The following is a 25,851-nucleotide window of genomic DNA, read 5'->3' as shown; positions in this document are numbered from 1 at the left end:
GATTGATCCAGTTGATAATCTTGTGAAAAATGAGGATGCAGATCCCCGACTTCTGATGTGAATTTATCATTTGTTTACAAGATTAAAAAAGAAGTCGGGGATCTTAACCACCTACATTATATGATACTAAAATTCACCAGCTAATGCAGGAACACAGCGTTCACAAAGTAAAGGATGTGCTTCGGATTCTCCTACATGAGTAGAATAATTCCAACAGCGATCGCATTTTTCACCATCTGCATTTACTACCCCAATAGTCCAATCTTCTGTGGTTGCTGTATATTTCACATCAGCAATTTTAGCAGCATCATCTACTATTTCTACCTGAGATGCTAATAATAAATATCGCAACTCATCCACACCATTACCCTTTTCAGGATTGAAACCTTTGATAGCTTCACATAACTCTTTGTGAGGGATATTTAATAACACCTTTGCTTCCAAAGATGAACCGATCATTTTTTCTATCCGTGCTTGTTCCATCACCTTATTAACATCGGTGCGGAGTGTACGCAGCGTATCCCAAAATTCTGCTAATTCTCCATTGTCCCATTCATCCTTAACCTTAATCCAACCAGCTTCAAACACTGATTTATAAGGAGTTTGATAGGGGATAAATTGCCAGATATCTTCCGCAGTATGACACAAAACGGGGGCGATCGCTCTGGCTAAATTTTCCAATGCAATTTGCAAAACTGTTTGACAACTGCGACGACGGAAACTATCAGCAGCACTGATATATAATCTATCTTTGGCAATGTCTAAATAAAAGTTCGACAAATCAACAACACAGAAATTCTGTACAGTTTGGAAAAAGCGGAAGAATTGGAAGTTATCAAAAGCAGTTGTCACCTCATTAAATACCTCACGGATACGGTGCAACATATACCGATCCAAATCAGGTAATTCTTCAAAATCAACTGCATCTTTTTGAGGATCAAAATCATGCAAACTACCCAACAAAAACCGTGCAGTATTGCGGATTTTATTTCTCACATCAGCTAATTGTTTAATGATGTTACCACCCAAACGCACATCACCAGAATAATCAACTGAAGACACCCACAACCGCAAAACATCTGCACCATAAGCGGGTTCTTTTTTCTGATCCTTTCCCCCATTAATAATGATTTGCGGATCAACAACATTACCCACAGATTTACTCATTTTCCGGCCTTGTTCATCTAACACAAAACCATGAGTTAAAACTGTTTTATAAGGTGCAATTCCATTTACCGCAACACTAGTCAAAAGCGAAGATTGAAACCATCCCCGATGTTGATCAGAACCTTCCAAATACATATCCACAGGATAACCTAATTCTGGTCTTTGCTTCGCCACAGCCGCCCAAGATGAACCAGAATCAAACCACACATCCATTGTATCTGTACCCCTGCGGTAATTGCGCCCATTACTGCGGTAAGGTTCGGGTAACAACTCCTCAACCGACAACTCCCACCAAGCATCAGAACCCTTCTCTGCAATGATAGCTTGGATGTGGTTAATGGTATCTGCATTCAGCAACGCTTCCCCAGTTTCCTCATCATAGAACACAGGAATGGGGACACCCCAAGTCCGTTGACGAGAAATACACCAGTCAGAACGTTCTGCAACCATCGGTGTAATTCTATTCTCACCTTGTGCGGGAATCCAACGCACAGATGCGATCGCCTTTAAAGCTTCCTCTCTAAATCCTGCCACAGAAGCAAACCATTGTTCAGTAGCGCGGAAAATCGTCGGTTTCTTAGTTCTCCAATCATAAGGATATTTATGAGAGTATGCTTCCTCTTTCAACAAAGAACCCGCTTCTGTCAGCGCGTCAATAATTGCTTGATTACCATCACCCAGCACATTCAAGCCAGCAAACTTACCAGCCTCATCCGTGAAATTACCATTATCATCCACCGGTGCAAGAATCGGCAGACCATAACGCTGACCCACAATGTAATCTTCTTGACCATGACCAGGGGCAGTATGCACCAAACCAGTACCAGAATCAGTAGTGATATAATCACCACCAACCACCACCGGACTTTCACGGTCAAAAAGCGGATGACGATAAGTGCAGTGTTCCAAATCCTGACCCGCAAAAGTCGCCTTCACAGTCAACTCAACATCCAAAGTTGCAGTCAACCTTTCTACCAACTCCGCCGCCACGATCAGATACTTGCATCCTCTCTGCGCCTCTGCGTCTCTGCGTGCCACCTCAACAACCGCATAATTCAACGCCCCATTCACAGCCACCGCCAAATTACCCGGTATCGTCCAGGGAGTAGTTGTCCACACAGCTACGCCCAAATCAGGCAAGAACGGCTCTAAAACAGATTTTAGCTTTTCGGACACCTTCACCACCGGGAAAGCGGCGTAAATACTCCTAGAAACGTGACCTTCAGGATATTCTAACTCAGCTTCTGCTAAAGCGGTTTTAGAGCTAGGACTCCAGTGTACAGGCTTTAAACCACGATAGATATATCCTTTTAAGTACATTGCCCCAAAAACGCCAATTTGCGCGGCTTCGTATTCTGGTTTTAAGGTCAGATAAGGATTATCCCAATCACCCCACACCCCATAGCGTTTAAAGCTTTCTTTTTGTTCATCTACGGTTTTAAGGGCGAACTCTTTCGCTTTTTGGCGCAATTGCAAAGGTGTGAGGTTTTGCCGTTCTGCTTGTTTCATATTTTGCAGAACTTTTAACTCAATGGGTAATCCGTGACAATCCCATCCTGCAATGTAACGAACTTGACGACCTTGTAGGAGGTGGTAACGGTTAATAATATCTTTGAGAATCTTATTTAAGGCATGACCAATATGCAACTGACCGTTAGCATAGGGCGGTCCATCGTGCAGTATAAATACTTCGCCTGGGTTTTCTTGGGAGAGGCGAGAATAAATGTTGTTTTCTTCCCAGAATTTTTGGATTTCGGGTTCGCGCTTGATTGCGTTTGCCCGCATATCAAAGTTAGTCTTGGGGAGGTTAACGGTATCTTTGTATTGTCCGGGTTCAGTCACAGTTTCATGCCTAAGATATGTTTGCAGTTATTTGATCAATTATAAGAGATAGGCATGAAAACCAAAATTTCCCCTTTTGCTCGCATTGAAAGGGATATCTGGGCAATACTGCCTTAATCTGTGATAAAATTAACACGCTAATACATGATAATTGTAACAACTTATGATAAATCCAGAGGAAAAACTAAACGACTTCGTACAGAAAATGCTTGATCTCAATGAGCTTCTTGAAAGATTGAATAAAGCCACCGAAGCAGATGAACAAAAGCATCTTCAGGAAGAGATTGAGCATACATTTAGAGCTATGAGAGAAGATATCAAAGATGGTGATGCTGCACTTGCTAAACAACAAGAGATTGGTGACGCTGAATTATATGAGCAATTTGCAAGTATTGTTGGAAGAGAAGAAACTGAGGAGTTGTGGAAATCAAGGGGATATCAGACAAAGCGCGTATTGAGAGACATGGCTTTTGTGTTGATGCAACAACCTGAGTTACGGCAGATTTTTGAAGAAAGAGGTATAAATTTGGAAGAAATTATTAGATTAAACTCAAATCTACTTCCAAATAGTGAGAATGCAGTTGTTGATATTCGTAAATTGCGTGATTACTCTCTAAATCCAAATCATGCTACAGGAAAAGATAAAGCTCGTCTATTTTCATCCATTTTAGGTATGACTGCTGAAAATGCTGAGGAATTACGCCAAATTATTTTAGAAAAAGTAAAAACTCAAGAAATTAGTTTGAATAGGTATGATGAATATGGACAACGCTACACACTAGACTTTACTCTAGAATGGCACAATAGAAGTGCAACTATTCGCACTGGTTGGATTATTAAATCTGGTTCTGATATTCCCAGCTTAACTTCCTGTTATCCTTTAGTATAAAAATACATGGAGATTATAGAAAATGAGTAAAATTATTGCACCCGATTTACTAGACGTAGTAGCATTAACAGTTGATTTACCTGAATATAATTTGTTACGTGGTCAAGTTGGTACAATAGTTGAATTATTAGCGGATGGTGCTGCGTTTGAAGTAGAATTTAGTGATAGCAATGGACAAACTTATGAATCTGTTGGGTTGCGTCCAGAGCAAATCATGGTTTTACATTTTGATCCAGCACCATCTAATTTAGTACCGGAAATGGTTACAGCATAAGTAATTGTAGGTTGGGTTGAGGTACTAAACCCAACACTTCACATTTATATTTTGATTAAGTGATATGAGTAAAGACAACATACTAAAAACTTTTTTAGATGAATTGTTTCTGCAAAGAGAGGCTTTAAGTACACTATTTACTAATTCAACAGCTTCCGAAAATTCTGCGTATTTTTTCTCGGAAATGGCAAGCGGAACTGACCCTTTTAATGATAGTTATCCAGGTCCACCATTATGGGATACAGATTGGGATGATATGAAAATTATGTACCACTGGCAAAAATGGACGCGATTAAATCAAGTAAAAATTTATTCAAGGGATATTTATGCAGCATCATTATTTCTTGTACTTAATAACTGGATACAATCTCTCGGAGTTCAACTAGGAATTAATAACCAAGACGAACGCCTAAATGTTGGCGAAAATATTAGAAATGCAAAACTATCAAAACTTATATGGGCAACAGCAAATAATTTTCGTCATTATAATGAGTGGTCTTCTCCAACTAATCAGGCACAACGATCAATTGTTGTTCTATTAGATGCTGGCATTACTCCACCAATGAATATAATTCTTGCCGCAAAAGTTTTGTATGTTATTGGGGTCAACACATACGAGGAACTAGAAAAGAAGATTGTTGTTATAGGTGAAGAACTAAAAGATAAAGCAGCATAAATAATTCCGACAGCCTCCATTACTAGTTACGCCAGTAGTCGTAGGTTTGGTTGAGGAACGAAACCCAACACCTCACATTTATATAATGTTGGGTTTCATTTCATTCAACCCAACCTACATTTTTTGATTTCTCAGGTTTACAATAGACATCTCCGAAAATTAAATATGCATAACCTGAAACCCTTGGTAGGGACAATTCATGAATTGTCCCTACATCTTTTTCGGAGAAGTCTAATATATACAATATTTTTTATATAAAACCTTCAACATCTGGAATTATACCCTGACGTAACCATTCCATCATCAAATCAGGATGTATAATATGAAAAGCATGATTAGGTGTCGTATAAATCAGGTGTCTATCTGGTTGAATAATGCGTGTATCATTGGCAATGAAATCTTTAAAATTAACTGTTACTAAAATATTAGCCTTACCAGCTATAGCAGTTTCTAAAACATGGGCATCTTCTTGATCACTTATAGCAATTACACCCGTACCCCCTAAAGTTAATTGTGGAGAAAAATAAACTGGTCCGAGTTGGGTATAACTAACAATTGCCGATAGATAAGAATTAACTAATGTTGTGGGAATATTTAACTGTGACTCCAAGACCGAACGCAATCGGTTAATCATACCCCAAGATATAATTAACTGTACTAACCCTATTTCACAACGTCCTTGAGTTATTATTGTAACTAAACTTTGACTCGATGAATTTTTCTTTCCTTTCCTATCTGACAGCAAAGAGGCACACCAGATGTTAAGATCAAGACATAACCGTATTAAATTTTCTTGTTGCTGCATTTTTAAATAAGATTTAACTTGATAAAGTGAGTTATTAATGAATAATAGTTAATTTTATCTAATGTCTATCCTCTTTAATTTTAGAGGAAATACAATCTTTATTATACCATAAAATAAACAAGGAATTTATATGTCAGAACAAACTAGATTGACTCACAGTGAGCAAGAAAGCAAAAGTATGATCATTGATTTGTCTAAGATCACAGAAAAAACACAAATACAGAATATTCATCTAGCCTTAAAATTTTTAGCCTATCTCCCAACAGAAGCTTATACAGCATTGCAAAATATAGAAGAAATAGCTTCATCTGAAGATTGGCAAAAACTCAGTTATCTAATAGCACGTACTTTAGTAGATGCACAATATGAAATTACTCATCGTCAAATTATAGAACATATAAAAGTGGATAATTTGGATGACATGGAATCTGATGATGATATTTTAGCTGCTGCTGTGAAAATTACGAGTTGTAGATTGGGTTAAGCGCAGCGCAACCCAACACCACATCTTGAATATTATTATCAATGTTGGGTTTCACTTCATTCAACCCAACCTACATTTTTTGATTTTCCAGGTTTACAGGTATTTAGATTTTCATGGTAATTTATTGCGATCAAAATACTTAAACCCGCCATAAGTCTCACACTAATAGATCAAGTGTTGAGATTAATGACGGGTTTCTCTATCGGCTTCAAGGTACTGCTAATAACTACAAAAAACCTAAACCTTAACTGGCTGTTTGACGGTTTCTGTCGCCTGATAAGGATGAGAATTGTTAATAGGTTGTGGTCCTAAGAAAGCTTCCTTACCTGTAATCAATCGAGAACGACGATTACGAGTAATATAATTCCATGCCCACTGAATTACCACTACCATCTTAGTATCAAACTCAATTAAGAAATAGATGTGAATTACTAGCCAAAATACCCAAGCAATAAAACCTGTAAGTTTCAGAAAACCTAAATCTACTACCGCTAAATTTTGCCCAATCATTGCTAAACTACCAACATCGGTGTAATGGAATGGTGGCAAAGTATGACCATGAAGCCGTAGTAAAATCAACCCAGCAACATATTCTCCTTGTTGTTTAGCTACAGGTGCAACACTGGGTAAAGGTTTACCAGTTTGATGGGAGAAATTAGCTAAATCTCCAATCACAAAAATGTTTTTGTAACCCTTAACAGTTAAGTCTGGTTCTACAACTACTCTACCAGAGCGATCGCATTCTACACCAGTACGATCTGCTAAAACTTTCGCCATTCCAGAAGCTTCAACACCTGCCGCCCATAATACAGTTTTGGCGCTAACTTGTTGTACTTTATCACCTTGTTTGAAAGTAACAACGTCATTTTCAATATTTGTCACCCTGGTTTGGGTTTGAACCATCACACCCAATTTTTGTAAAGATTCTGTTGCTGATTGCGATAATTCTGGTGAAATATGAGGAAGAATGCGATCGCCACCTTGCAATAATAAAATTTTCGCTTCTGAAGTGTCGATATTGCGGAAATCTTCTTGCAGGGTTTTATATGCCAACTCAGCGATCGCACCCGCTAATTCTACCCCAGTAGGACCACCACCCACAATCACAAAAGTCAACAAAGCACGGCGTTTTTCAGAATCAGTTTCATTTTCTGCTGCTTCAAATGCAGAAAAAATCCGCCGACGCATTTCTATCGCATCTTCTACAGTTTTCAAACCAGGAGCTAAGTCTTTCCAATTATCTTTCCCAAAATAAGAATGGTTAGCACCTGTAGCCACAATTAAAGTATCATAAGGTACGATTTTATCACCCACAAATACCTTTTGTGTCTTCGGATCAATATTATTTACTTCTCCCAGCAAAACTTTTGTATTTTTACTTTTTCTGAGAACAGCACGCAAAGGAGAAGAAATATCAGCAGGTGATAACGTACCAGTGGCAACTTGATATAAAAGAGGCTGAAATAAGTGAAAGTTCCGTTTATCAATGAGAGTAACCTTTACATTTCTATTAGCAAGAGATTTTGCCGCATACAGTCCACCAAAACCACCACCAATGATGACAACCTCATGTTGTTTATTCTTTTCAAGTGAAACAACCATAAGAAAATATTCCCTTTTGTTAAGAAGCGTGTAACTTTTCTTAACAAATATGTAACAAAGTTATAAGATAGTTTGCCGTTTCTTAGAAAACACTTGACAAAATAATAAAAGTAGTTAAAGTAACTAAATTTGTAATAATTCAGTATTCAGTATTCAGGAGTTTTTTATTTTGGATTTTGGATTTTGGATTTTGGATTGTTTTTGTTAAGTCCAATCTAAAATCTAAAATCTAAAATCTAAAATCTAAAATTTTCTTCCCCAGTCCCCACTCCCTGCCAATACCTAACTACCAATTCCTTCACTGGGTGGTAATTTTTCCGGTGGTGCTTCTGCTGGGGGAGCAAGTACAGCATCTGGGGCGACTTCCTCAACAGAAATATGTGGTTTTTCCTCGGTTTCCTCTTGCGCTTGTGCGACTAACTCAGGAGTCGGAGGAGTTGGATGTGTTACTTCTGAAACAGTTTCAATTTTGGCTTCAGTTTTGGTTTCAGTTTGACTAACTTCCTCACTGACTTCTGCTGTTGGTGTAGCCGTTTCAGATGCAGGAACAGTTACCACTTCGGTTTGACTGACTTCTGCTGTTGGTGTAGCCGTTTCAGATGCAGGAACAGTTACCACTTCCATTGGAGATGTTGTTTGGCTTGGTTGTTCTGCAACAAGAGTAGTCTGATCAACAATTGTCACAACAGGTTTTTCTGGAGGTGCTACTGGTTGTTTATTCCCTACTTGTTGTACCTTACCTTTAACACCACTAAAAACATTAGCAATTAACGATGATAACTGTCCCAGCTTTTCCTGTAAAGAAAACTTAGATACCTGTTCTTGAATACTCACTTTAACTAACTCAGGACTGGGAATAGGCGTTTGTTGTACCTCTGGTGTAAGTTGACGACGCAGAGAAAGAGTTTGCCAACCAAACCACACCAAAAGCGCCACACTAGCTATATGACCCAGTAATAAACCCCCAGTAATGCGTGATGCAAAAATCCATAACACCAAAGCGTAAAATAAACCCACACCACTCCAGATAAAATCATTCTTGCGGTGAATTTCCGGGAAAAAGAAAGCAGCTATGTAAATAGCTACACTGCCAATTCCCACTACTAACGCTAGGATATAGGCGAGCATTTTTTAAACTCCTTACAGTTTCTCATCTGCCGTATTTCCATTTTGCGAATTTTGTTATTGATTTGTCATTGAATTGTTGACTCAGATACAAATCAAAACCAATTCTTGGTGTTAGATGTGATTTTTGTGATTTTTGCCATTTACCTCAACTCTTAATGTCTTCTTTAGGAGTGAAGCCAAAATCTCGGATTACCCTTAAAGATGAAAGCATCTGCAAGAGTTAGCCAAACCCAAAAAACATTTGAACTATGACACTACAAAGCTTTGGTGTGATTGGATTAGCCGTTATGGGCGAAAATATCGCTCTAAACGTTGAGCGTAATGGCTTCCCAATTGCAGTTTACAACCGTTCCCGTGAAAAAACCGATGCCTTCATGGCCAACCGCGCTGGAGGACGGAATGTTAAAGCAGCTTATACCCTGGAAGAATTTGTCGCTTCATTAGAACGTCCCCGCAAAATCTTAGTCATGGTGCAAGCTGGTAAACCTGTTGATGCGGTAATTCAACAGCTTAAACCCTTACTGCAAGAAGGTGACATCATTATTGATGGTGGTAACTCTTGGTTTGAAGATACCGAAAGACGCACTCAAGAATTAGAACCCACTGGTTTACGCTATATCGGTATGGGTGTGAGTGGTGGTGAAGAAGGCGCGTTAAATGGTCCTTCTCTCATGCCCGGTGGTACAAAAAGTTCCTATGAGTATCTATCCCCCATTTTCAACAGAATCGCTGCACAAGTTGATGATGGTCCCTGTGTAACCTATATTGGACCTGGTGGATCTGGTCACTATGTAAAAATGGTTCACAACGGCATTGAGTACGGCGATATGCAGTTAATTGCAGAAGCCTACGATTTGCTGAAAAATGTCGGTGGTTTGAATGCTGCACAGCTACATCAAGTATTTGCAGAGTGGAATAAAACCGACGAACTCAATTCATTTTTGATTGAGATTACCGCGAATATTTTCCCCTACGTTGATCCAGAAACCAAGATACCTTTGGTTGATTTAATTGTTGACGCTGCGGGACAAAAAGGAACCGGTCGTTGGACTGTACAAACTGCTTTGGAATTAGGCGTTGCTATTCCTACAATTACTGCTGCTGTTAATTCCCGGATTCTCTCTTCTATTAGAGAAGAACGGATTGCCGCATCTCAACAATTAACTGGTCCTGCTCCCACAATCTTTAAAGATACAAGAACTTTTGTGAACATGGTGCGGGATGCACTTTATTGTTCCAAAATCTGCTCTTATGCTCAAGGTATGGCGTTAATTTCTACCGCTTCTCAAGCCTATAATTGGGGTCTGAATTTGGGTGAAATGGCTCGAATTTGGAAAGGTGGTTGTATTATTCGCGCTGGTTTCTTGAATAAGATTAAGAAAGCATTTGACGAAAATCCAGCATTACCTAACTTATTGTTAGCACCTGAATTTAAGCAAACAATTCTGGATAGACAAGCTGCTTGGCGGGAAATAATTGTTACTGCTGCTAAAATGGGAATTCCTGTTCCTGCTTTTAGTGCTTCTCTCGATTATTTCGATAGCTACCGTCGCGCTCGTTTACCTCAAAACTTGACTCAAGCACAACGGGACTACTTCGGCGCTCATACTTACAAACGTATTGATAAGGAAGGAACTTTCCATACTGAGTGGGTTCCCATTGCTGAAGCTAAGAAGTAAGTTGTTTTTAGTTAGTTTCAATTGATGTTAGGGGCGGGTTTTCCCGCCTTTTAACGTAAAAGGTTAGTGATAATCTCGATCAATGGAAAGTTTGTTTAATAGGTAAAGCCAAAAATTCCGCTTTTTAAAGTCTCTTTTTTAAATCCTCTTACTTTAAGGGAGAAATAATTGTTAATTGTCCATTATTGAATGATGTGTTTCCTGTTGTCTGAATTATGCATCGCTTTCCAAGCTCTTTTCAAAACTTTCTTAGTAGATAGTGAAAAATCTCCTTTGTTTATCATCCAGTCATAATAACCGGGATCTTTGAAAAAAACTTCTAACAAACTCTGACCTTTATATTTACCAAAGTTAAACAAAATAGCTTGCTTCTGCTCATCATAAATCAATTTATTACTAGGATCTAAAAAATTAAATGTAGTCAACTGACTTAAAACTTTAATATCATTGGTAATTGGTACAGGAACAGGAGAACCATCATTACTATATTCTACATTTTCATAACGTTCAATTTGTGCTTTAAAAACTTGATAGGTAGCACGAATATCAATTGCTGCATCATGCGCTCCTTCTAAATCTTGACCACAATAAAACCTATAAGCTGCTCTTAAATTGCGTCGTTCCATGATGTGAAAGATAGTTTGCACATCTACTAAATTTCTCCCTGATAATTTTAAACATAGTCCTGCACGTAAAAATTCTTCTACTAGCAGAGGAATATCAAATTTATTGGAATTAAAACCAGCTAAGTCACTATCATCAAGGAAATTTAAATAGTCAACAGCAATTTCTGAAAATGTCGGCGCATCTTTTACATCTTCATCATAAATTCCATGTACTAATGAAACAGTAGGAGGAATAGGAATTGTGGGATTAATTATCTGGTTTTTCAGTTCTTCCCTACCATCGGGAAATACTTTGAGGATAGCAATTTGTACAATTCTATCTTTGATTATATCTACTCCTGTGGTTTCTAAATCAATAAACGCCAGTGGTTTTAATAAGTTAAGTTTCATAAGGATTTGGGATTCTATATAATTGGTGTGTAATAATTGGTGTGTAATTTGACAAATAGATTATACGCAATTTGCACTCCCACTAGAACGTCGATTCAGTAATGCTAGGTAATCTGTTTTTACCTTGTAGGGGCGAAGCATTCGGGTGATAACCTATCGCTGAAACCAGTTCATATTCTGTCCGAATGCTTCGCCCTTACGGTTATTCGCCCTTACGATTAATGAATCGGTGTTCTAGGAAACTAATTATAAAATAATTATATCACATTCCGTTATAATCAAGATCATACTTTACCAGGTTGTGAAGTTTTAAAAATATGAGTAATTGAGTAATGAAGATAAAGCAAGGATGGATAAAATGGAAAATCAGCTTATTGATATGCGATTAGCGGTAAGTGCTTTATTGGAAACTGCTACTCATCATCAGCGTAATTTTGATACGATTCAGCGTAATTTTGAAACTATGCAGCGTAACTTTGATACTTTGGTCTTGGAAATTAGAGATATGCGTTCTGATATGATGCAGATGCAGTCTGAGATTAGAGAAATACAGATGGATGTGCGGGGTTTGCAAACTGAAAATCGGCGGATTCTTGATATTTTGCAAAATCGTCCTCCTGAACAGGAATCTTAATTTTTAGTGAATTTTAAATTAGTGACTTTTAAATTAGTGACTTTTAAATTAGTGACTTTTAAATATGTATTTTTAGATCCCTGACTGCTTTAAAAAGTTGGGGATATTTTTAATCACAAATCATATAACTCTTTAAACCAATTGATAAACCCCTGCACTTTAGGATTGTTGGGATTTAAAATATTATACTTTATAGCTTGATGTATTTGTCTCCCTGGTTCATTTTGCCATGCTAACCAGGTGTAAATTTCTGCTTTATCAATATAAGATTCTTTAAATGTTGCACCTTTATTTTTTGCTTCTCTGACTACTTCCTGTGCATATTCCCAAAGATATTCTCCCTGTTCGGGAATCATATAACCTAAAAATGTTTCTAACATTCCTTCTATAATATTATTTGGCATAATCCAAACACCAAATTTTTGATTATCTGGTGTATTAATAATTAACCCATTTTCCGGTATAGCTTCAGGAAGATTAGGAATATTTGGTAAACAAGCATTTCTGATACTTTGCCAACGTAAAAACGCATCATCATCAGCATCTACCATTAAACCTAAATGTGTGCGTCCTCTAGTTTGCAATTCTGTGTATATGAGATCAGAAGTAATATTTTCATAACCTCCACATTCTTGAATTGATATAATTGCTTCTTCTTTCTTATTACCCCAGAAAATCCCATTTTTTTCAATTAATTCTGGTATCACTCGTAAATCATCTTGACCTTCAACTAATAATTTTTTAGGTTTATCATTTTTTGCCATTGCTAACGTACCTCCAATTCTCTTTCCGCAGCAATGACCATTTGAGATTCATTGAAAACTATACTTTTTGATTTATCTTTCTCAATTCTATGAATCCTAATACCATCATCAGTGACATTTTCTTGTTGTGCAATTTGGGCTAAACTTTTCCAGCAATCGCTATTATGTGTAGTTGCAAAAACTTGTACATTTAGTCTTTTAGCTGTTTCCCAAATCATTTTCCACATACCGGACATTGTAGTAAAATGAAGTCCGGTATCTATTTCATCTACAAATAAATAACCATCTTTAGCTGATACTATAGCTAATGCAAGTCCTAATATTCGCCACACACCATCACCCATACTTCCAATTGGTACACGCTGTTTTTTATCACTAAGACGGACAAAAAAACCAGTATGTGAGTCAGCAACCGCAGGACGTAATCTCGCTATCTTATTAGTTTTTTGGACATTTGCTGTAGCAATACGTTCAATTTTTGGATCAATTATTTTCAATGCTTCTGTTGCTAGTTCTTCTTCAGGAGTTAATACAACTTCCTCAAATAATTCTTTCATATTTGTAGTATTTAGAGAGGAAGCATTGACAAATATTGTCTTATTCAATTGATTTTTTTTGTCTCGGCTAGAACGTTTAATCAGTCTCAAGGATAAGCAATTATTATCTAACAGAGGCATATTTACAATTTCTTTAGCTTCATTTTCTCTATTCCAAATTACTCGGAAGTTTAGGCTTTTGAAATTACTTGATAATTCTTCAATAAGTTCTCTTTTTTTTTCTTCGTCTAACTCTTCTAACTCCTCTAAATCAGCATCAATATGTAACTTTATACTTCCTATATTGACAGAAAACTCTTCTTTAACATCGTCGTTAATTCCTGAAATAGAAAATTGACTATCAATATCAAATTGATGGTCATAAAATAAATGACAGACATCAAGTTCACGCTCTTCTCTTGGATCATCACTCCAAAAATACTCACCACGGTTAATCATTATTTCACCGAGTGGTTCAAGATTAGTTCGTGAACATAAAAGCTGAATAGCTTCTAATATAGAAGTTTTACCGCTATTGTTTTCACCCACTAGCAGATTAATTCTACCTAGTTGTTGAAGTTCAAAAGATTTAAAGCAGCGAAAGTTCTCTATTTTTATACTTTTGAGCATAGTTTTTAATATGAAGATAATAGAGAAATAATGACTAAGTTGATTATATATCAAATCCCTGACTTATTAAATAAGTTGACCATATAAATGGAAAGTTTAGTGAAAGTTCTATATCATTTTATTGATCCCGCAAAGCCGCATAGAACAATGCTTCATAAATATCGGCTTCTTCCAAGTAGGGATAAGCTTTGATAATGTCATTTAAACTGTGCCCAGATGCCATTAAACCAACGATAGTACCAACGGTCATGCACATTCCTCGGATGCAGGGTTTAAGCTGTTGTGCATTTAATTTGTATAAGTGGAACAGGCATCTTGCCTGTTAAACAAGAGTTCAGAATATTAGGATTATACAATTTAGCTGTGTAACAGCTTACCACCCATTACTTCAGGGTTACGGGTAATTCTTGTAAGTTTTTGCATGGTTGATTAGATTGGTAAATTTTCTAATAAAGTTATAATTATGATTATGATTAAAGAAGCTATAGAATTGTATTTGGAAGTATTGAAAGAAGATGGAAAACTTATACCAGAACCTTCTACAATTTTTGGTAAAGTTGCAGTGAATATATAAGTCTAATTACTTTATACTTACTGCTGAATTTGATATGATATTTATTGATAGTTAGGAAAAGGTAAAAATCCAATGACAATTAGAGAACAAATTACGAAAGCTACATAATCTTTTGCTACTTCTGCAATAACAGACCAACGAATATCACGTTTATCTGCTCGATTACTTGAATCATCAATTTTATGAGTTCGGATATACCATTTTTTATGGGGTTGATTTGCTTCCTGAATTGGTCCGTACCAACCATCATCCCCAAACTCTTTTAAAAATAATGCAGCAGGTTTTAGATTTGGTGTAAGAACATGAGTACCCAATTTCAAGCTCAACCATGTTTTTCGCTGTTTCACATATTCCAGTAATATTGTTTCTGGAGTAACCTTAACTTGTTCAAGTGCATTGGCTATCTCGGCTGCTAATTCAGCTTTTTTGAGCCGACTAGAACCTGATAAAATAGGTTGGAGGCTTTGAAGAGTAAATTCAGGACTTAACAGAAATTGCTCACAAAATTCTCTACCTGGAGCATACCCATTATCAACAAAAGCGTCAATAGTCATAAAATATTGGTCAAGATGTTGCGTTGATGCACTAGAAAGAATGTAATAAAACAGCATAACAAAAATTTGGGTAGGCAATATACCTACCCCATAAAATCCTATTTCAACCCTGCTAATAAATCACTTTTCGCAGTTTCCAAAGCTTGCGGTAACTTACTTGCATCCCTTCCCCCAGCTTGCGCGAGATTGGGTTTTCCACCACCACCACCACCGCAAATTTTCGCTACAGCACCTACAAATTTTCCTGCTTGGATACCTTTTTTATTCACTTCAGAACTAAAAGCAGCAACGATACTTACTTTTCCCTCTTCAGGAATAGAACCTAAAACCACAGCACCATTACCAATTTTTTGCAGTAATCTTTCTGCTGCATCTTTCAATGATTCTGCGTCTACATCTTCCATCTGTGCAACAATAATTTTATGTTCTCCCACTGTTTCCGCAGTTTGTAATAAACTGTCAGATTTAACTATTGCAAGTTGTGATTTTAGAGTTTGAATTGTTTTTTCACTGTTGCGAAGTTCGGTTTGTAAAGTTGTGATTCTGTCGGGTATTTCTTCCGGTTTGATTTTAAAGCGGAAACACAAATCTTTAGTTACTTGATCTCGCACATTCAAATAATCTAAAACCGACGCACCAGAAACCGCTTCTATTCTTCTCACTCCTGATGAAACTCCCGCTTCAGATATGACTTTGAAAACGCCTATTTCCGCAGTATTATTAACGTGAGTTCCCCCACATAATTCCATCGAAACACCAGGGAAATCAATTACTCGGACTTCATCACCGTATTTTTCACCAAACATTGCCACTGCACCTCTAGCTTTTGCTTCTGCTAAAGGTAATACTTCAATTTTAGCAGCATGGGCTTCAGAAATCCAAGTATTTACTAATTCTTCAACTTGTTGAACTTCATCCGCAGTTAAAGCGCGAGGACAGTTAAAATCAAACCGCAAGCTATCAAAAGAAACTAAAGATCCTGCTTGGGAAATTCCTTCATCAACAACTTTCTTTAATGCAGCTTGTAATAAATGGGTTGCTGTATGGTTAGCTTGAGATCGACGACGACAAGAAGTATCAATTTGGGCGGTAATTTGATCACCGATTCTAATTGTACCTCGTTCTATTTTACCAAAGTGAACAAAGAAATCAGATTCTTTTTTCACATCTTCAATTCTGATTAAAATTCCATCACCGGAAATATATCCTTTATCTCCAATTTGTCCCCCTGATTCCGCATAAAATGGGGTTTTATCTAGAACAATTTGGACTTCTGTTCCTGCTTCTGCTTCTTCTTGGGAAATACCAGCAACTAACAAAACTTCTATTTTTGCGGTGGTTGCTAATTGAGTATATCCTAAAAATTCGGTAGAGTGGATATGTTCTGCTAGTTTATCCAAAGAACCTTGTACAGTTAAATCAATGGTTTCATGTGCTGCTTTTGCACGTTCTATCTGTTTCTGCATTTCTGCTTTGAAACCATCAACATCAACTGTTAAATTCTGTTCTTCAGCAATTTCTTGAGTTAGTTCTAATGGGAATCCGTAGGTATCATATAAGGTAAATGCACTTTCTCCGCTAAGGTCAGTTAAACCTTTTTGTTTTACCTCTTGGATGATTTCTGCTAACAGCTTCTCACCTCTTTCTAAGGTTTTCAAGAAATTAGCTTCTTCTCTGGCTAATTCTGCTTTAATTGCTGTTTCTCTTTGGCGCAAATTGGGGTAAATTGATTCAGAAAGAGAAATTGCTGTTTCTGCAACTTTGTTAATAAATTCCCCAGAAATTCCAATTAATCTACCATGTCTGACAACGCGACGAATTAAACGCCGTAAAATGTAACCTCTACCAACATTAGAAGCGCGAATTTGATCAGCGATCATGTGAACAACGGAACGAACATGATCACCAATTACTTTTAAAGAAACTTTGGTTTTTTCATCACTTTGATGATAGTCAATTTTAGCAATATTCGCCGCAGTTTCAATAATCGGGAAAATCAAATCTGTTTCATAATTATTAGGAACTTTTTGGAGAATTTGCGCCATTCTCTCTAAACCCATTCCGGTGTCAATGTTCTTATTTTGTAATGGGGTGAGGTTTCCTTCTGCATCCCGATTATATTGCATGAATACCAAGTTATAAAACTCGATAAATCGGGTATCATCTTCTAAATCAATGTGATCGTCTCCTAATTCTGGGTGAAAATCATAATAAATTTCTGAACAAGGACCGCAAGGACCAGTGGGACCAGAAACCCAGAAGTTATCATCTTCTCCCATGCGTTTAATGCGTTTTTCTGGAACTCCAATTTTATCCTTCCAGATGTTAAATGCTTCGTCGTCTTCTTCAAAAACACTAACTACTAAACGTTCAGGAGGTAAACCAAAAACTTGTGTGGAAATTTCCCAACCCCAGGCGATCGCCTGTTCTTTAAAATAATCACCAAAGCTAAAATTACCCAACATCTCAAAAAATGTATGGTGGCGTTTTGTCCGTCCCACATTTTCGATATCATTGGTACGGATACACTTTTGAGAAGTGGTAGCGCGTTTAAATTCCGGTGTGCGCTGTCCTAAAAATATGGGTTTAAATGGTAGCATCCCCGCTATAGTTAGCAGTACGGTGGGATCTTCCGGTACGAGGGATGCACTGGGGAGGGGTTGGTGTCCTCGTTGGGTGTAGAAGTCAAGGAATAAAGCGCGAATATCGTTACCGCTAAGATACTGGGGAGTTGAAGACATGAGTGTTTAAGAAATCAATTTTAATTAGTTGGTCAGTTCTGCAAAAAGCATCATTACTATTTATTAGTTATGCCATAAAATTAGAGCTATGGTTAGCTTTCACCATCTTTTGTATAGAGTGTTCTATTGCTCCTTGGTATCAAATTAACATCCATTGAGATACCTTGATAATATTTATGTTCAAAAAATGCCTAAAAAAATCAGAGAATTAAAAAGTCTACTTAAAAAAGCTGGGTTTATTTACCGTTCAGCAAAAGGAAGTCATACTCGTTGGTATCATCCTTTATTACCAGAAGATCCTATTACTATTTCTGGAAAAGATGGAGATGATGCTAAACTGTATATAGAAAAAGAAGTTAAAGAAAAATTAGCGAAATTAACATCAATTCAAAAAGAGGAGTCAGAACAATGAATTTACCCTATACTATCATTATTCACTGGAGTAATGAAGATCAATGTTATTTAGTTCATTTACCTGAATTTCCTACTCAAAAATATCATACTCATGGTAACACTTATGAAGAAGCTGTAAAAAATGCTCAGGAAGTAATAGAAATGTTGGTCTCTGAATATCAAGAAAATGGAAAACCTTTACCTATTGCTAAATCTTTAGAACAATTAATTAATGTGGCTTAATTTATGCAATTAGAAAGGGAGCATCCCAATTTTCAAAAAATAACCACAACAACACTAAAAAATCTTTTAAACTCTCTTACCTTTGTGTCCTTTGCGTCCTTTGCGGTTCAATCATTTCTGTTTTTTGTCTCTCCTGTTCTGCTCTTTGTCTTTCTTGATCTGCGCGTTGTCTTTCAAATTCTGTGGGAGTTAATACCCAATTACCATCTTTATCATACCACCGCAACCAAGGCATATTGACATTTTTATAACTACCTTCCCAAACTCCCAAACCTAATTCTATGCTGGGTATCCAAAAACGATTATCAGTTAAGGTTGCTTCGGTATAGCGATTCTCTTTCAGAGACACTTCGTGAACGCCATTTAATTGAAACATCCTAAATTCAGATTGATAACGATCAAAAATGGCGTAATAAGGTACTCTTAAAATCTGCTCGTAAATTTCCCATTTACCAGGTGGTTTTTCCACATCTCGCAGTGTTTGACCTAAATCTTCTTTTTCTGTTCCTGGTGATAGTAATTCTACCACAATATGAGGATTAACTCCTTCTTGCCAAACTACATAACTTAATCTTAAATCTTGCTGTTCACCATATAAATATGGTACACCTAAAGCCGCAAACCAATCAGGACGTTTATAGCACAAGGTATGACGAGAATCATAATACAAATTAATGTCACTGCCTGTAAATATTTCCTCCATCTTATAATTACCAGGAGTAAAAGTTTCTGATAATAATTGTGGTTGTAATAAATGAAATTGATCTGGCAAACCTTTCTCCTCTGGATCTTCGCTGGGTAGATCATACATTGTGGGTAATGTTTCTTTGGGAGAAAGTGGCGGATCTGTTTGATACATTTTTCCCTGTCCTCAATAGATAGTTTCTATTTCTATATTTCCATTATGTCGCAATTTCACCAATTACCTTTTTACATTCTTCAACAGCAACCCCTTTTCTCATTGCTTCCACTAAACTTTGATAAATCTCCCAATTTTCCTGAATCAAATTTTTAGCTTGCAATAAATGAAATCTTTGTTTCTGTTCAAAAATTCTCTCCTCAAAACCCAAAGCTGTTAAAAATTGATTTAACTTAGCTTTATCATCTCCACCACCTTCAGCAGACTTAAAAACTAACATTTCCGCAGCAATTCCCGCCATCCAAATATTACAATATCTTTCTACCATTGAAACGCCAATTTTGCCCCGTTCCAACTGTTGAGCAATTTCATTATCTTCTAATATTATTCCCCCTTGTCCCGGTTGTCCAATTTTCCAAGCTTCCCACGCACTAAGAGTATAATCTGTAACGCTAATTCCTAATAAATGGGCAACTAAAAAATGTCCTGCTTCATGATGTAGAATGCGTTCTTTATAAGTAGGAGAAAATCGCGCCAACCAATCTAAAACTATTGTTCCTCCCTTACCTTGAAAACTAAAATTATCTAAAGTCGCAATACCTAAAAATCCCACTATAGTTAAAGCGGGGATAGTTGGGGAAAGATTGATTAATGGACCTAATAAAGTAGAAAGCGTCATTAGGAAAACAGAGATAGCAATAAGATTGATAGCGGTTTGATTCATGGTAGGTTTTTGTTAAAAAAATTGTGTTAAAGTGATATTACAAAGAGTATAGTCATAAAATTATATCACATATATCACATATATCACATTTTATTTATATCCTACCCACTGCGTGACTTGAGCCATCCCTTTCCAACCTAAAAATTTACCAATAGGTTCTGCACGTTGAATAGATATCCTGGTAAAATTTCCCCCTACTTTTTCATACCATTCAAATAAGGTTTTTTCCCCTTCCAAAGTCACAACATTAGCTACCATTCTTCCCCCTATTTTTAAAGCATCCCAACATACATCAAATAATCCTGGTGCTGTAACTCCCCCACCGATAAATATAGCATCAGGTGTGGGTAAATTTTGGATAACTTCTGGTGATTTTCCAGCAATAATTTGTAAATTGGGTGTACCTAAAGCAGCAGCATTATCAGCAATATAATTTAGTCTATTCTGATTTTGTTCAATAGCGATCGCCCCACATCTAATATTACTTCGCATCCATTCTATAGAAATAGAACCACAACCCGCCCCAATATCCCAAAGTAATTCACCGGGTAAAGGTGCTAATGTTGATAATGTCACCGCCCTTACTTCTCGTTTTGTTAATTGTCCATCATGGTGAAAAGCACTATCAGGTAAACCGGGAAATCTTGATAAACCAGTTATTCCTAAATCTGCAATACATTCCACGGCAATTGTATTTAAAGATGCGATATCTTGATGATTCCAATTATTGACAAATCCTGTTAAAATCCGTTCATTAACACTACCCATTCTTTCTAAAACTGTGATTTTACTATCACCATAACCCCGGTTTTTTAAGATTTCAGCAACAGTTTCCGGTGTGTTTTTACCTGCACTTAAAATTAAGAATTTAGCACCAGGATAAATATAAGATTGCAAGAGAGAAACAGGACGACCGCATAAACTTAAAGTTTCTGTTTCTGTAAAGTTCCAACCTAACCGAGAACAAGCTAAACTAAAAGCGGAAGGTGAGGGAATAATAGTAAGTTCATCAATAGGAATATGTTTAATAATAGTAGCACCCACACCATAACACATTGGATCGCCACTAGCTAAAATACAAATTGATTTGCCTGTATCACGTAGGTTGATAATTTCTTGAATAGAATTATTAAAAGGAGATTTCCAAGTAATTTTTTCCCTATTATCTTCAGGTGGTAACATTGCTAAATGACGTTCCCCACCGATGATAATTTGAGCTTGGTTAAGAATAGAAAGAGCGATCGCACTTAATCCCTGAATTCCATCTTCACCGATGCCGATAATTGATAACCACTTTTGCATAATTCGTCATTATTAATAGTATTCTGTCAAGATAATTTAGATGCCTTTCCCCTGAAGTGCCAAGATTGCTAACCCAAAAAACAAAAATTCGTTTGACCACCTAACCAAAATTTTGCTCAAAAAAAATATTACTAGAAACTTATTCTTTATAATCACATATTTTGAATTTCATTTAATCAATACTCCAGAGACTTTTTTTATGCTTCGAGTATGCCTTCACCTGAAGAGCCTTAATCGACAGCACCACTGGCATCATGTCATACCAGCGAGTATGAATCAGGGGTATGGCAACGATTCAAGAAAAATTCCGCCATATTGCTTGAAACACTTATCCAGAGGTAATTGTAGTGATTCCAGAAGTCCTCTTATTTAACATCTAAAACTTTGCCTAGTTTACGTTATCATGGTAAGATTTCTTCGTGCAAAATTATTTACTTTTAAATTTACCAGATGTCTATTCCTGAAATTACGCAAACTTTATTAGAGGCAAAGAAAGAGAAAGGTTTAAGCTTTGCTGATTTAGAAAAAATTCTGGGACTGGATGAAGTATACATTGCGGCTATATTCTACCGTCAAGCTAGTGCATCACCTGAAGAAGCTAAGTTATTAGTAGAAGCATTGGATTTAGCCCCCATCTATATCCAAGAATTGACCAAATATCCAGTCAAGGGATTGGGGCCCGTTGTCCCAACAGACCCACTGATTTACCGCTTCTATGAAATTATGCAGGTCTATGGCTTCCCGATCAAGGAAGTAATTCAAGAAAAGTTTGGTGATGGGATTATGAGTGCAATTGACTTTACCTTAGATGTGGAAAAAGAGGTAGACCCCAAAGGCGATCGCGTTAAAATTACCATGTCTGGTAAATTCCTACCGTACAAAAAGTGGTAGAGATTTACTTGACGCTCCCCGCCTTAAAAGAACGCCAGTCGCCTCAAGTCGGGAGACCCGCCCACGGCGCTGGCTCCCCAGCCCCCCTGCTTCTTCTGTCACCTGTCACCTATCACGTTAAAAATTCCTCCAGTTCCACAATACCCTTAGAACCATCAATGCGTACTTGTTGACCATCCTGAAGGAGATAGGTAGCACCGCGCACATCCATAACTGCGGGAATACCGTATTCACGAGCGACGATCGCCCCATGAGAAAGTTTACCACCAGCTTCGGCGATGACTCCTCCCGCCCTGACTAAAATAGTCGCCCAACCAGAATCGGTATAAGGTACAACTAGAATTGTCTGTTTATTAATTTCTCCTGCTTCTTGTAAATTTCGCACTACCTTAACTTGTCCGGCGGCCTGTCCTTGACTGGCGGGAATACCTAGTAAAATATGGTCAGAGGTATCAATGGGTGCAGCGATAGGATGGGGGGGATTGTTACCGTAAACTAGAGGGGGAATTTGAGTAATTTGGCTATCTTCGAGAAATTGCGATCGCCGCTTTTGCAATAACTCAGCAACTTGATCTCTCAGTTCTGGATCAGCGTTTGCTGCTAAACGTCGCACTTCTCCTAATTTCAAAAAGAAGATATCCCCTGTTTGCTTTAATAAACTTTCTTTGAGCCACATCTTTTCTAAAGCTAAAAATGTCCAGCGTAATTCCGCCAATAAGCGAGAATAAACTTCTGTGACTCTACCTTTGAGATCCACCCGTCTTTGCACAAAACCTTGGTGACGCTGTTTAGATTCATCCGCATTTGCACTTTCATGTGCTTGGATGAACTGGACAAAGATTTGTCTGACTAGGTGAGGTTGTTCTTTCCATCTGGGGACGGAAATATCAGTTCCCACTTCACTCAAATAACCATAATCTTCCAATATTTCGGCAAATTCATCTAAAATTCGCTGCCCTTCTGGAATTTGTGCCAGTTGTTCAAAAACTCTTTCTGGGTCAATCTCCGGTAAAATTGCCTGAACATCTGCGGCTAAAATTCGCAGCGATCGCAATGATGCTACTTCAGGAGTAATACTGTGATCAATTTGCTCTTCCTTCACCCCAGAAACCGCTTGCCGGATGGCAGCACTCAAGGGAGATAAAATACTGTAGTAAGTACCCTGGTTGAGCAAATCAAGAATTAAGTCCACTCTGGTTAACAAATGCGGTGCTGATAATTCCTCAATCGGTTCATTTGCTAATTTTGTCAACCCCGGAATAAATCTTTGACGATAATCCCGCTTAAATTCCTGTTCTAAGCTGATTTCTCGCTGTAACAGCTTTGTCAATCCTGGTAAATTCTCCAAGGTGGAAGCTAGAGGCGGTTTACTCATTTTTGCGCCTCTGGTTAAAAAATCCAAACTTTCTGGTGGTAAACCCATCTCCAGAAACACTTCACCTAAAAAGGAAGCATTAAAGTAAGCTCTAGAATAATGCAGCGTCGCCATTTTGGTGAAATCTAACTCGCGGGTTTTGTCACCTAAGACTATGGTGAACAGTTCTCCCCACATCCCACAAGTTAAGGGTAAATTAATTGACCAGGTTAAGGGATGAATCACACCGGGAATGACTTCAGCGGCGATTTTCCTTGTCCAGATTGGTAGTAGGGTGGTAATTGGTCGTGCTTGCAATACCCAGAGAGTTTGTCCATCATAACTCCACTCTACATCTTGGGGAACGCCATGATAACGTTTTTCTAATCTTCGGGCTAAATATGCTACTTGTTTGATTAATGGTTGGGGAATTTTTCCTTCTCCCTCAAATTTTACTGTAGATAATTTATCTTCACCGACGACAAACACCCGATATTGTTCTGGTGTGATTTTCCCGGAAACAACTTGTGCGGGACTTCCTGATACTGCTTCAATGATGACTGCATCACCTTGTTGGGCAATGGGATCACGACTAAAGGCCACACCAGAATATACACTTTGGACTTGGGGTTGAATCAATACGGCCATGGCCGCATCTTTCGCACCAAGATTGCGCCGATACTCTACAGCAGTAGGATGATTATAAGAGGCTTGAACTTGGGCGATCGCTAGTTCTAACTCTTGTTTACTGGTGACATTCAATACTGTTTCGTATTGTCCCGCCGCAGACGCTTGTTGAGAATCTTCCCCAATCGCAGAAGAACGCACTATCAAGGGTGACAGGGATGATGGTTGCAGAAAATCAATCAACAGGGCAGGATCATCAAAGGGCGCTAAAATCCAGCCTTTTGGCACGGGATAACCCCAGCGTTTGATTTGTGATAATGTAGCTGCCTTAGCTCCAAATACCTCTGGTTCTAAGTCATCATCTAAAGTGATAATCGTTTGCTCACCACCGCTTAAATATTGCATCATCGGTTGTGATTCTGTGTCTGCTTCTGCCACTGGCAGATCCATGTCATCGGGCATTTGTTGATAAATCCAACCGACTAACCCCGCTAATGCAAAAGCAGCGAGAATTTTTGGGAAATCATTAAAATGTAAGACTGCTACAAATACGGGAAATAAAATTAAAACCCCATATTTAATCGCTTGTTTAGAGCGCAGAATGACAAAGCCAATGGCAGCTACTAAACTCACAAATCCAGCAATTAGGGGATCGTGCATCAAAAATCCCCAAACTACGTTTGTTGTTCCTGCTCCTTTCCCTAAAGCATATCTCCCTATCACTAAGGCGATCAAAGCTATTAATTCCCAAAATGAGCCTTGAGGAAAGAAAATACGGGCGATTGATACTGCTGCAATTCCTTTAAAAGCTTCCGACAGCACTGCCAGAATCCCCACTAGTTTACCACCGTGATAGAAAGCAGCAGAGACGCTAATATTTCCTGTACCCATTTGTGCTAATCGCTGACGCTTGAGAGCGTAAGTAATCCAAGCAATTAGCGGCATTGCCCCTAAGAGTGGGCAAGTAATTAAAATAACTAATAAACCCCAAAGCTGAAACATTTATTGTTGTTTTTGTATTTTAGATTTATATTGCATCTAAAGTTGCAAATCGCAAATCTAAATTTTAATTATTTCTCACTATTTTTTTTAGATTGTTTAATTTATGCCTTGATGGACACTGAGCAGCTAGGTTAACCTTCGTTGTTCAGTGTCCTTTGAGCTTATCAATGATCCTAGTTTAACGCATAGGCAGATTGCAACGCCCACAGGATGAGTGCTGCTATAGATCCCAGAACTAGCACAGTAGAGATTGTGACTACTTTTGGTGAATCCGCACCTTCAAATTTCATAATTCCGCGATTTAAGTCGGACATACTTTTGTAAGCCTCCTTTGTTACATTCCCAGTCTGTCCGATTTGATTGTAGTCCTTCTGTTCACCTAATGATGTTAAATTCACATTATTATTTTGGGAATAGGTGATTGGTGACTGGGGACTGGGGACTGGGGACTGGGGACTGGG

Annotated in this window: 24 protein-coding genes; 9 read left to right on the top strand and 15 right to left on the bottom strand. The window is 37.7% G+C overall.

The features are described 5' to 3' along the window. Positions 1 to 126: 126 nt before the first annotated feature. Entirely contained in the window at positions 127 to 3,009 is a 2,883-nt protein-coding gene (gene ileS / locus PN497_RS18960) for an isoleucine--tRNA ligase (protein WP_096568097.1), read from the bottom strand. 163 nt (positions 3,010 to 3,172) lie between these two features. Between ileS and PN497_RS18955 the strand changes: the two genes are divergently transcribed. The 3 genes from PN497_RS18955 to PN497_RS18945 all read left to right on the top strand — a co-directional run bounded on the left by PN497_RS18955 (position 3,173) and on the right by PN497_RS18945 (position 4,848). Beyond that, the gene (locus PN497_RS18955) at positions 3,173 to 3,898 is read left to right on the top strand and encodes a DUF6883 domain-containing protein (RefSeq protein ID WP_272110763.1); all 726 of its coding nucleotides are present in this window, start codon (positions 3,173 to 3,175) and stop codon (positions 3,896 to 3,898) included. Positions 3,899 to 3,920: 22 nt separating this feature from the next. Next, the gene (locus PN497_RS18950; RefSeq protein ID WP_096568099.1) at positions 3,921 to 4,172 is read left to right on the top strand and encodes a DUF4926 domain-containing protein; all 252 of its coding nucleotides are present in this window, start codon (positions 3,921 to 3,923) and stop codon (positions 4,170 to 4,172) included. Positions 4,173 to 4,236: 64 nt separating this feature from the next. Beyond that, positions 4,237 to 4,848 (top strand): hypothetical protein, encoded by a 612-nt coding sequence (locus tag PN497_RS18945; RefSeq protein WP_096568101.1) that lies wholly within the window; start codon positions 4,237 to 4,239, stop codon positions 4,846 to 4,848. A 250-nt stretch (positions 4,849 to 5,098) separates the two neighbouring features. Here PN497_RS18945 and PN497_RS18940 read toward each other — a convergent pair whose 3' ends face one another. Further along, on the bottom strand, positions 5,099 to 5,653 hold the full coding sequence (locus PN497_RS18940; RefSeq protein WP_096568102.1) for a PIN domain-containing protein: 555 nt from the start codon (positions 5,651 to 5,653) through the stop codon (positions 5,099 to 5,101). A 130-nt stretch (positions 5,654 to 5,783) separates the two neighbouring features. Between PN497_RS18940 and PN497_RS18935 the strand changes: the two genes are divergently transcribed. Then, positions 5,784 to 6,137: a hypothetical protein gene (locus PN497_RS18935; RefSeq protein ID WP_096568104.1), complete on the top strand. Its 354-nt coding sequence runs from the start codon at positions 5,784 to 5,786 to the stop codon at positions 6,135 to 6,137. 237 nt (positions 6,138 to 6,374) lie between these two features. Here the strand turns inward: PN497_RS18935 and PN497_RS18930 are convergent, their stop codons facing one another. Both PN497_RS18930 and PN497_RS18925 read right to left on the bottom strand, forming a co-directional pair. Continuing rightward, positions 6,375 to 7,739 carry an NAD(P)/FAD-dependent oxidoreductase gene (locus tag PN497_RS18930; RefSeq protein ID WP_096568106.1) on the bottom strand — a complete coding sequence of 455 codons (1,365 nt, stop codon included), beginning with the start codon at positions 7,737 to 7,739 and terminating at the stop codon, positions 6,375 to 6,377. 282 nt (positions 7,740 to 8,021) lie between these two features. Then, complete coding sequence (locus PN497_RS18925; RefSeq protein WP_096568108.1) at positions 8,022 to 8,867, bottom strand: Ycf66 family protein; 846 nt, start codon at positions 8,865 to 8,867, stop codon at positions 8,022 to 8,024. 248 nt (positions 8,868 to 9,115) lie between these two features. Here PN497_RS18925 and gndA point away from each other — a divergent pair, with 248 nt between their 5' ends. Further along, positions 9,116 to 10,546, top strand: a complete 1,431-nt coding sequence (gene gndA / locus PN497_RS18920) for an NADP-dependent phosphogluconate dehydrogenase (protein WP_096568110.1) — start codon at positions 9,116 to 9,118, stop codon at positions 10,544 to 10,546. A 182-nt stretch (positions 10,547 to 10,728) separates the two neighbouring features. Here gndA and PN497_RS18915 read toward each other — a convergent pair whose 3' ends face one another. After that, entirely contained in the window at positions 10,729 to 11,562 is an 834-nt protein-coding gene (locus tag PN497_RS18915; RefSeq protein ID WP_096568112.1) for a 3'-5' exonuclease, read from the bottom strand. 358 nt (positions 11,563 to 11,920) lie between these two features. On the opposite strand from PN497_RS18915, the gene PN497_RS18910 reads away from it, so the two are divergent. After that, the gene (locus PN497_RS18910; RefSeq protein WP_272110762.1) at positions 11,921 to 12,196 is read left to right on the top strand and encodes a hypothetical protein; all 276 of its coding nucleotides are present in this window, start codon (positions 11,921 to 11,923) and stop codon (positions 12,194 to 12,196) included. A gap of 113 nt (positions 12,197 to 12,309) precedes the next feature. Here PN497_RS18910 and PN497_RS18905 read toward each other — a convergent pair whose 3' ends face one another. From PN497_RS18905 to alaS, 5 genes are all read right to left on the bottom strand, one after another. Further along, positions 12,310 to 12,960 carry a DUF3226 domain-containing protein gene (locus PN497_RS18905; RefSeq protein WP_096568116.1) on the bottom strand — a complete coding sequence of 217 codons (651 nt, stop codon included), beginning with the start codon at positions 12,958 to 12,960 and terminating at the stop codon, positions 12,310 to 12,312. Between the two features lie 2 nt (positions 12,961 to 12,962). Continuing rightward, complete coding sequence (locus PN497_RS18900) at positions 12,963 to 14,126, bottom strand: AAA family ATPase (RefSeq protein WP_096568118.1); 1,164 nt, start codon at positions 14,124 to 14,126, stop codon at positions 12,963 to 12,965. Between the two features lie 118 nt (positions 14,127 to 14,244). After that, complete coding sequence (locus PN497_RS18895) at positions 14,245 to 14,436, bottom strand: DUF433 domain-containing protein (protein ID WP_096568119.1); 192 nt, start codon at positions 14,434 to 14,436, stop codon at positions 14,245 to 14,247. Positions 14,437 to 14,741: 305 nt separating this feature from the next. Beyond that, positions 14,742 to 15,254 carry a hypothetical protein gene (locus PN497_RS18885; protein ID WP_096568121.1) on the bottom strand — a complete coding sequence of 171 codons (513 nt, stop codon included), beginning with the start codon at positions 15,252 to 15,254 and terminating at the stop codon, positions 14,742 to 14,744. A gap of 98 nt (positions 15,255 to 15,352) precedes the next feature. After that, positions 15,353 to 17,995, bottom strand: coding sequence for an alanine--tRNA ligase (gene alaS / locus PN497_RS18880; RefSeq protein WP_096568123.1), 2,643 nt, complete (start codon positions 17,993 to 17,995; stop codon positions 15,353 to 15,355). Between the two features lie 187 nt (positions 17,996 to 18,182). On the opposite strand from alaS, the gene PN497_RS18875 reads away from it, so the two are divergent. Both PN497_RS18875 and PN497_RS18870 read left to right on the top strand, forming a co-directional pair. Further along, on the top strand, positions 18,183 to 18,407 hold the full coding sequence (locus PN497_RS18875; RefSeq protein ID WP_096568125.1) for a type II toxin-antitoxin system HicA family toxin: 225 nt from the start codon (positions 18,183 to 18,185) through the stop codon (positions 18,405 to 18,407). Then, positions 18,404 to 18,631 (top strand): type II toxin-antitoxin system HicB family antitoxin, encoded by a 228-nt coding sequence (locus PN497_RS18870; RefSeq protein WP_096568127.1) that lies wholly within the window; start codon positions 18,404 to 18,406, stop codon positions 18,629 to 18,631. Before PN497_RS18875 ends, PN497_RS18870 begins: the two co-directional genes overlap by 4 nt. A gap of 76 nt (positions 18,632 to 18,707) precedes the next feature. Here the strand turns inward: PN497_RS18870 and PN497_RS18865 are convergent, their stop codons facing one another. The 3 genes from PN497_RS18865 to cbiE form a co-directional block, all read right to left on the bottom strand. Further along, positions 18,708 to 19,490 carry a Uma2 family endonuclease gene (locus PN497_RS18865; protein WP_096568129.1) on the bottom strand — a complete coding sequence of 261 codons (783 nt, stop codon included), beginning with the start codon at positions 19,488 to 19,490 and terminating at the stop codon, positions 18,708 to 18,710. A 43-nt stretch (positions 19,491 to 19,533) separates the two neighbouring features. Further along, complete coding sequence (locus PN497_RS18860) at positions 19,534 to 20,214, bottom strand: ATP-dependent Zn protease (RefSeq protein ID WP_096568131.1); 681 nt, start codon at positions 20,212 to 20,214, stop codon at positions 19,534 to 19,536. A 90-nt stretch (positions 20,215 to 20,304) separates the two neighbouring features. After that, positions 20,305 to 21,516 (bottom strand): precorrin-6y C5,15-methyltransferase (decarboxylating) subunit CbiE, encoded by a 1,212-nt coding sequence (gene cbiE, locus PN497_RS18855; RefSeq protein ID WP_096568133.1) that lies wholly within the window; start codon positions 21,514 to 21,516, stop codon positions 20,305 to 20,307. A 450-nt stretch (positions 21,517 to 21,966) separates the two neighbouring features. Here cbiE and cynS point away from each other — a divergent pair, with 450 nt between their 5' ends. After that, the gene (cynS, locus tag PN497_RS18850; protein ID WP_015214273.1) at positions 21,967 to 22,407 is read left to right on the top strand and encodes a cyanase; all 441 of its coding nucleotides are present in this window, start codon (positions 21,967 to 21,969) and stop codon (positions 22,405 to 22,407) included. Positions 22,408 to 22,519: 112 nt separating this feature from the next. Here the strand turns inward: cynS and PN497_RS18845 are convergent, their stop codons facing one another. Together PN497_RS18845 and PN497_RS18840 are read right to left on the bottom strand one after the other, a co-directional pair. Beyond that, positions 22,520 to 25,390: a glycerol-3-phosphate acyltransferase gene (locus PN497_RS18845; RefSeq protein WP_096568135.1), complete on the bottom strand. Its 2,871-nt coding sequence runs from the start codon at positions 25,388 to 25,390 to the stop codon at positions 22,520 to 22,522. A gap of 173 nt (positions 25,391 to 25,563) precedes the next feature. Next, on the bottom strand, positions 25,564 to 25,851 hold a 288-nt coding region (locus PN497_RS18840; RefSeq protein WP_272110765.1), incomplete at its 5' end, for a hypothetical protein.

It is taken from the genome of Sphaerospermopsis kisseleviana CS-549, from assembly GCF_028329225.1.
Classification (GTDB): Bacteria; Cyanobacteriota; Cyanobacteriia; order Cyanobacteriales; family Nostocaceae; genus Sphaerospermopsis; species Sphaerospermopsis kisseleviana.
Note: the sequence above shows the minus strand (reverse complement) of the source record. Positions and strands in the feature narration are given on the sequence as shown.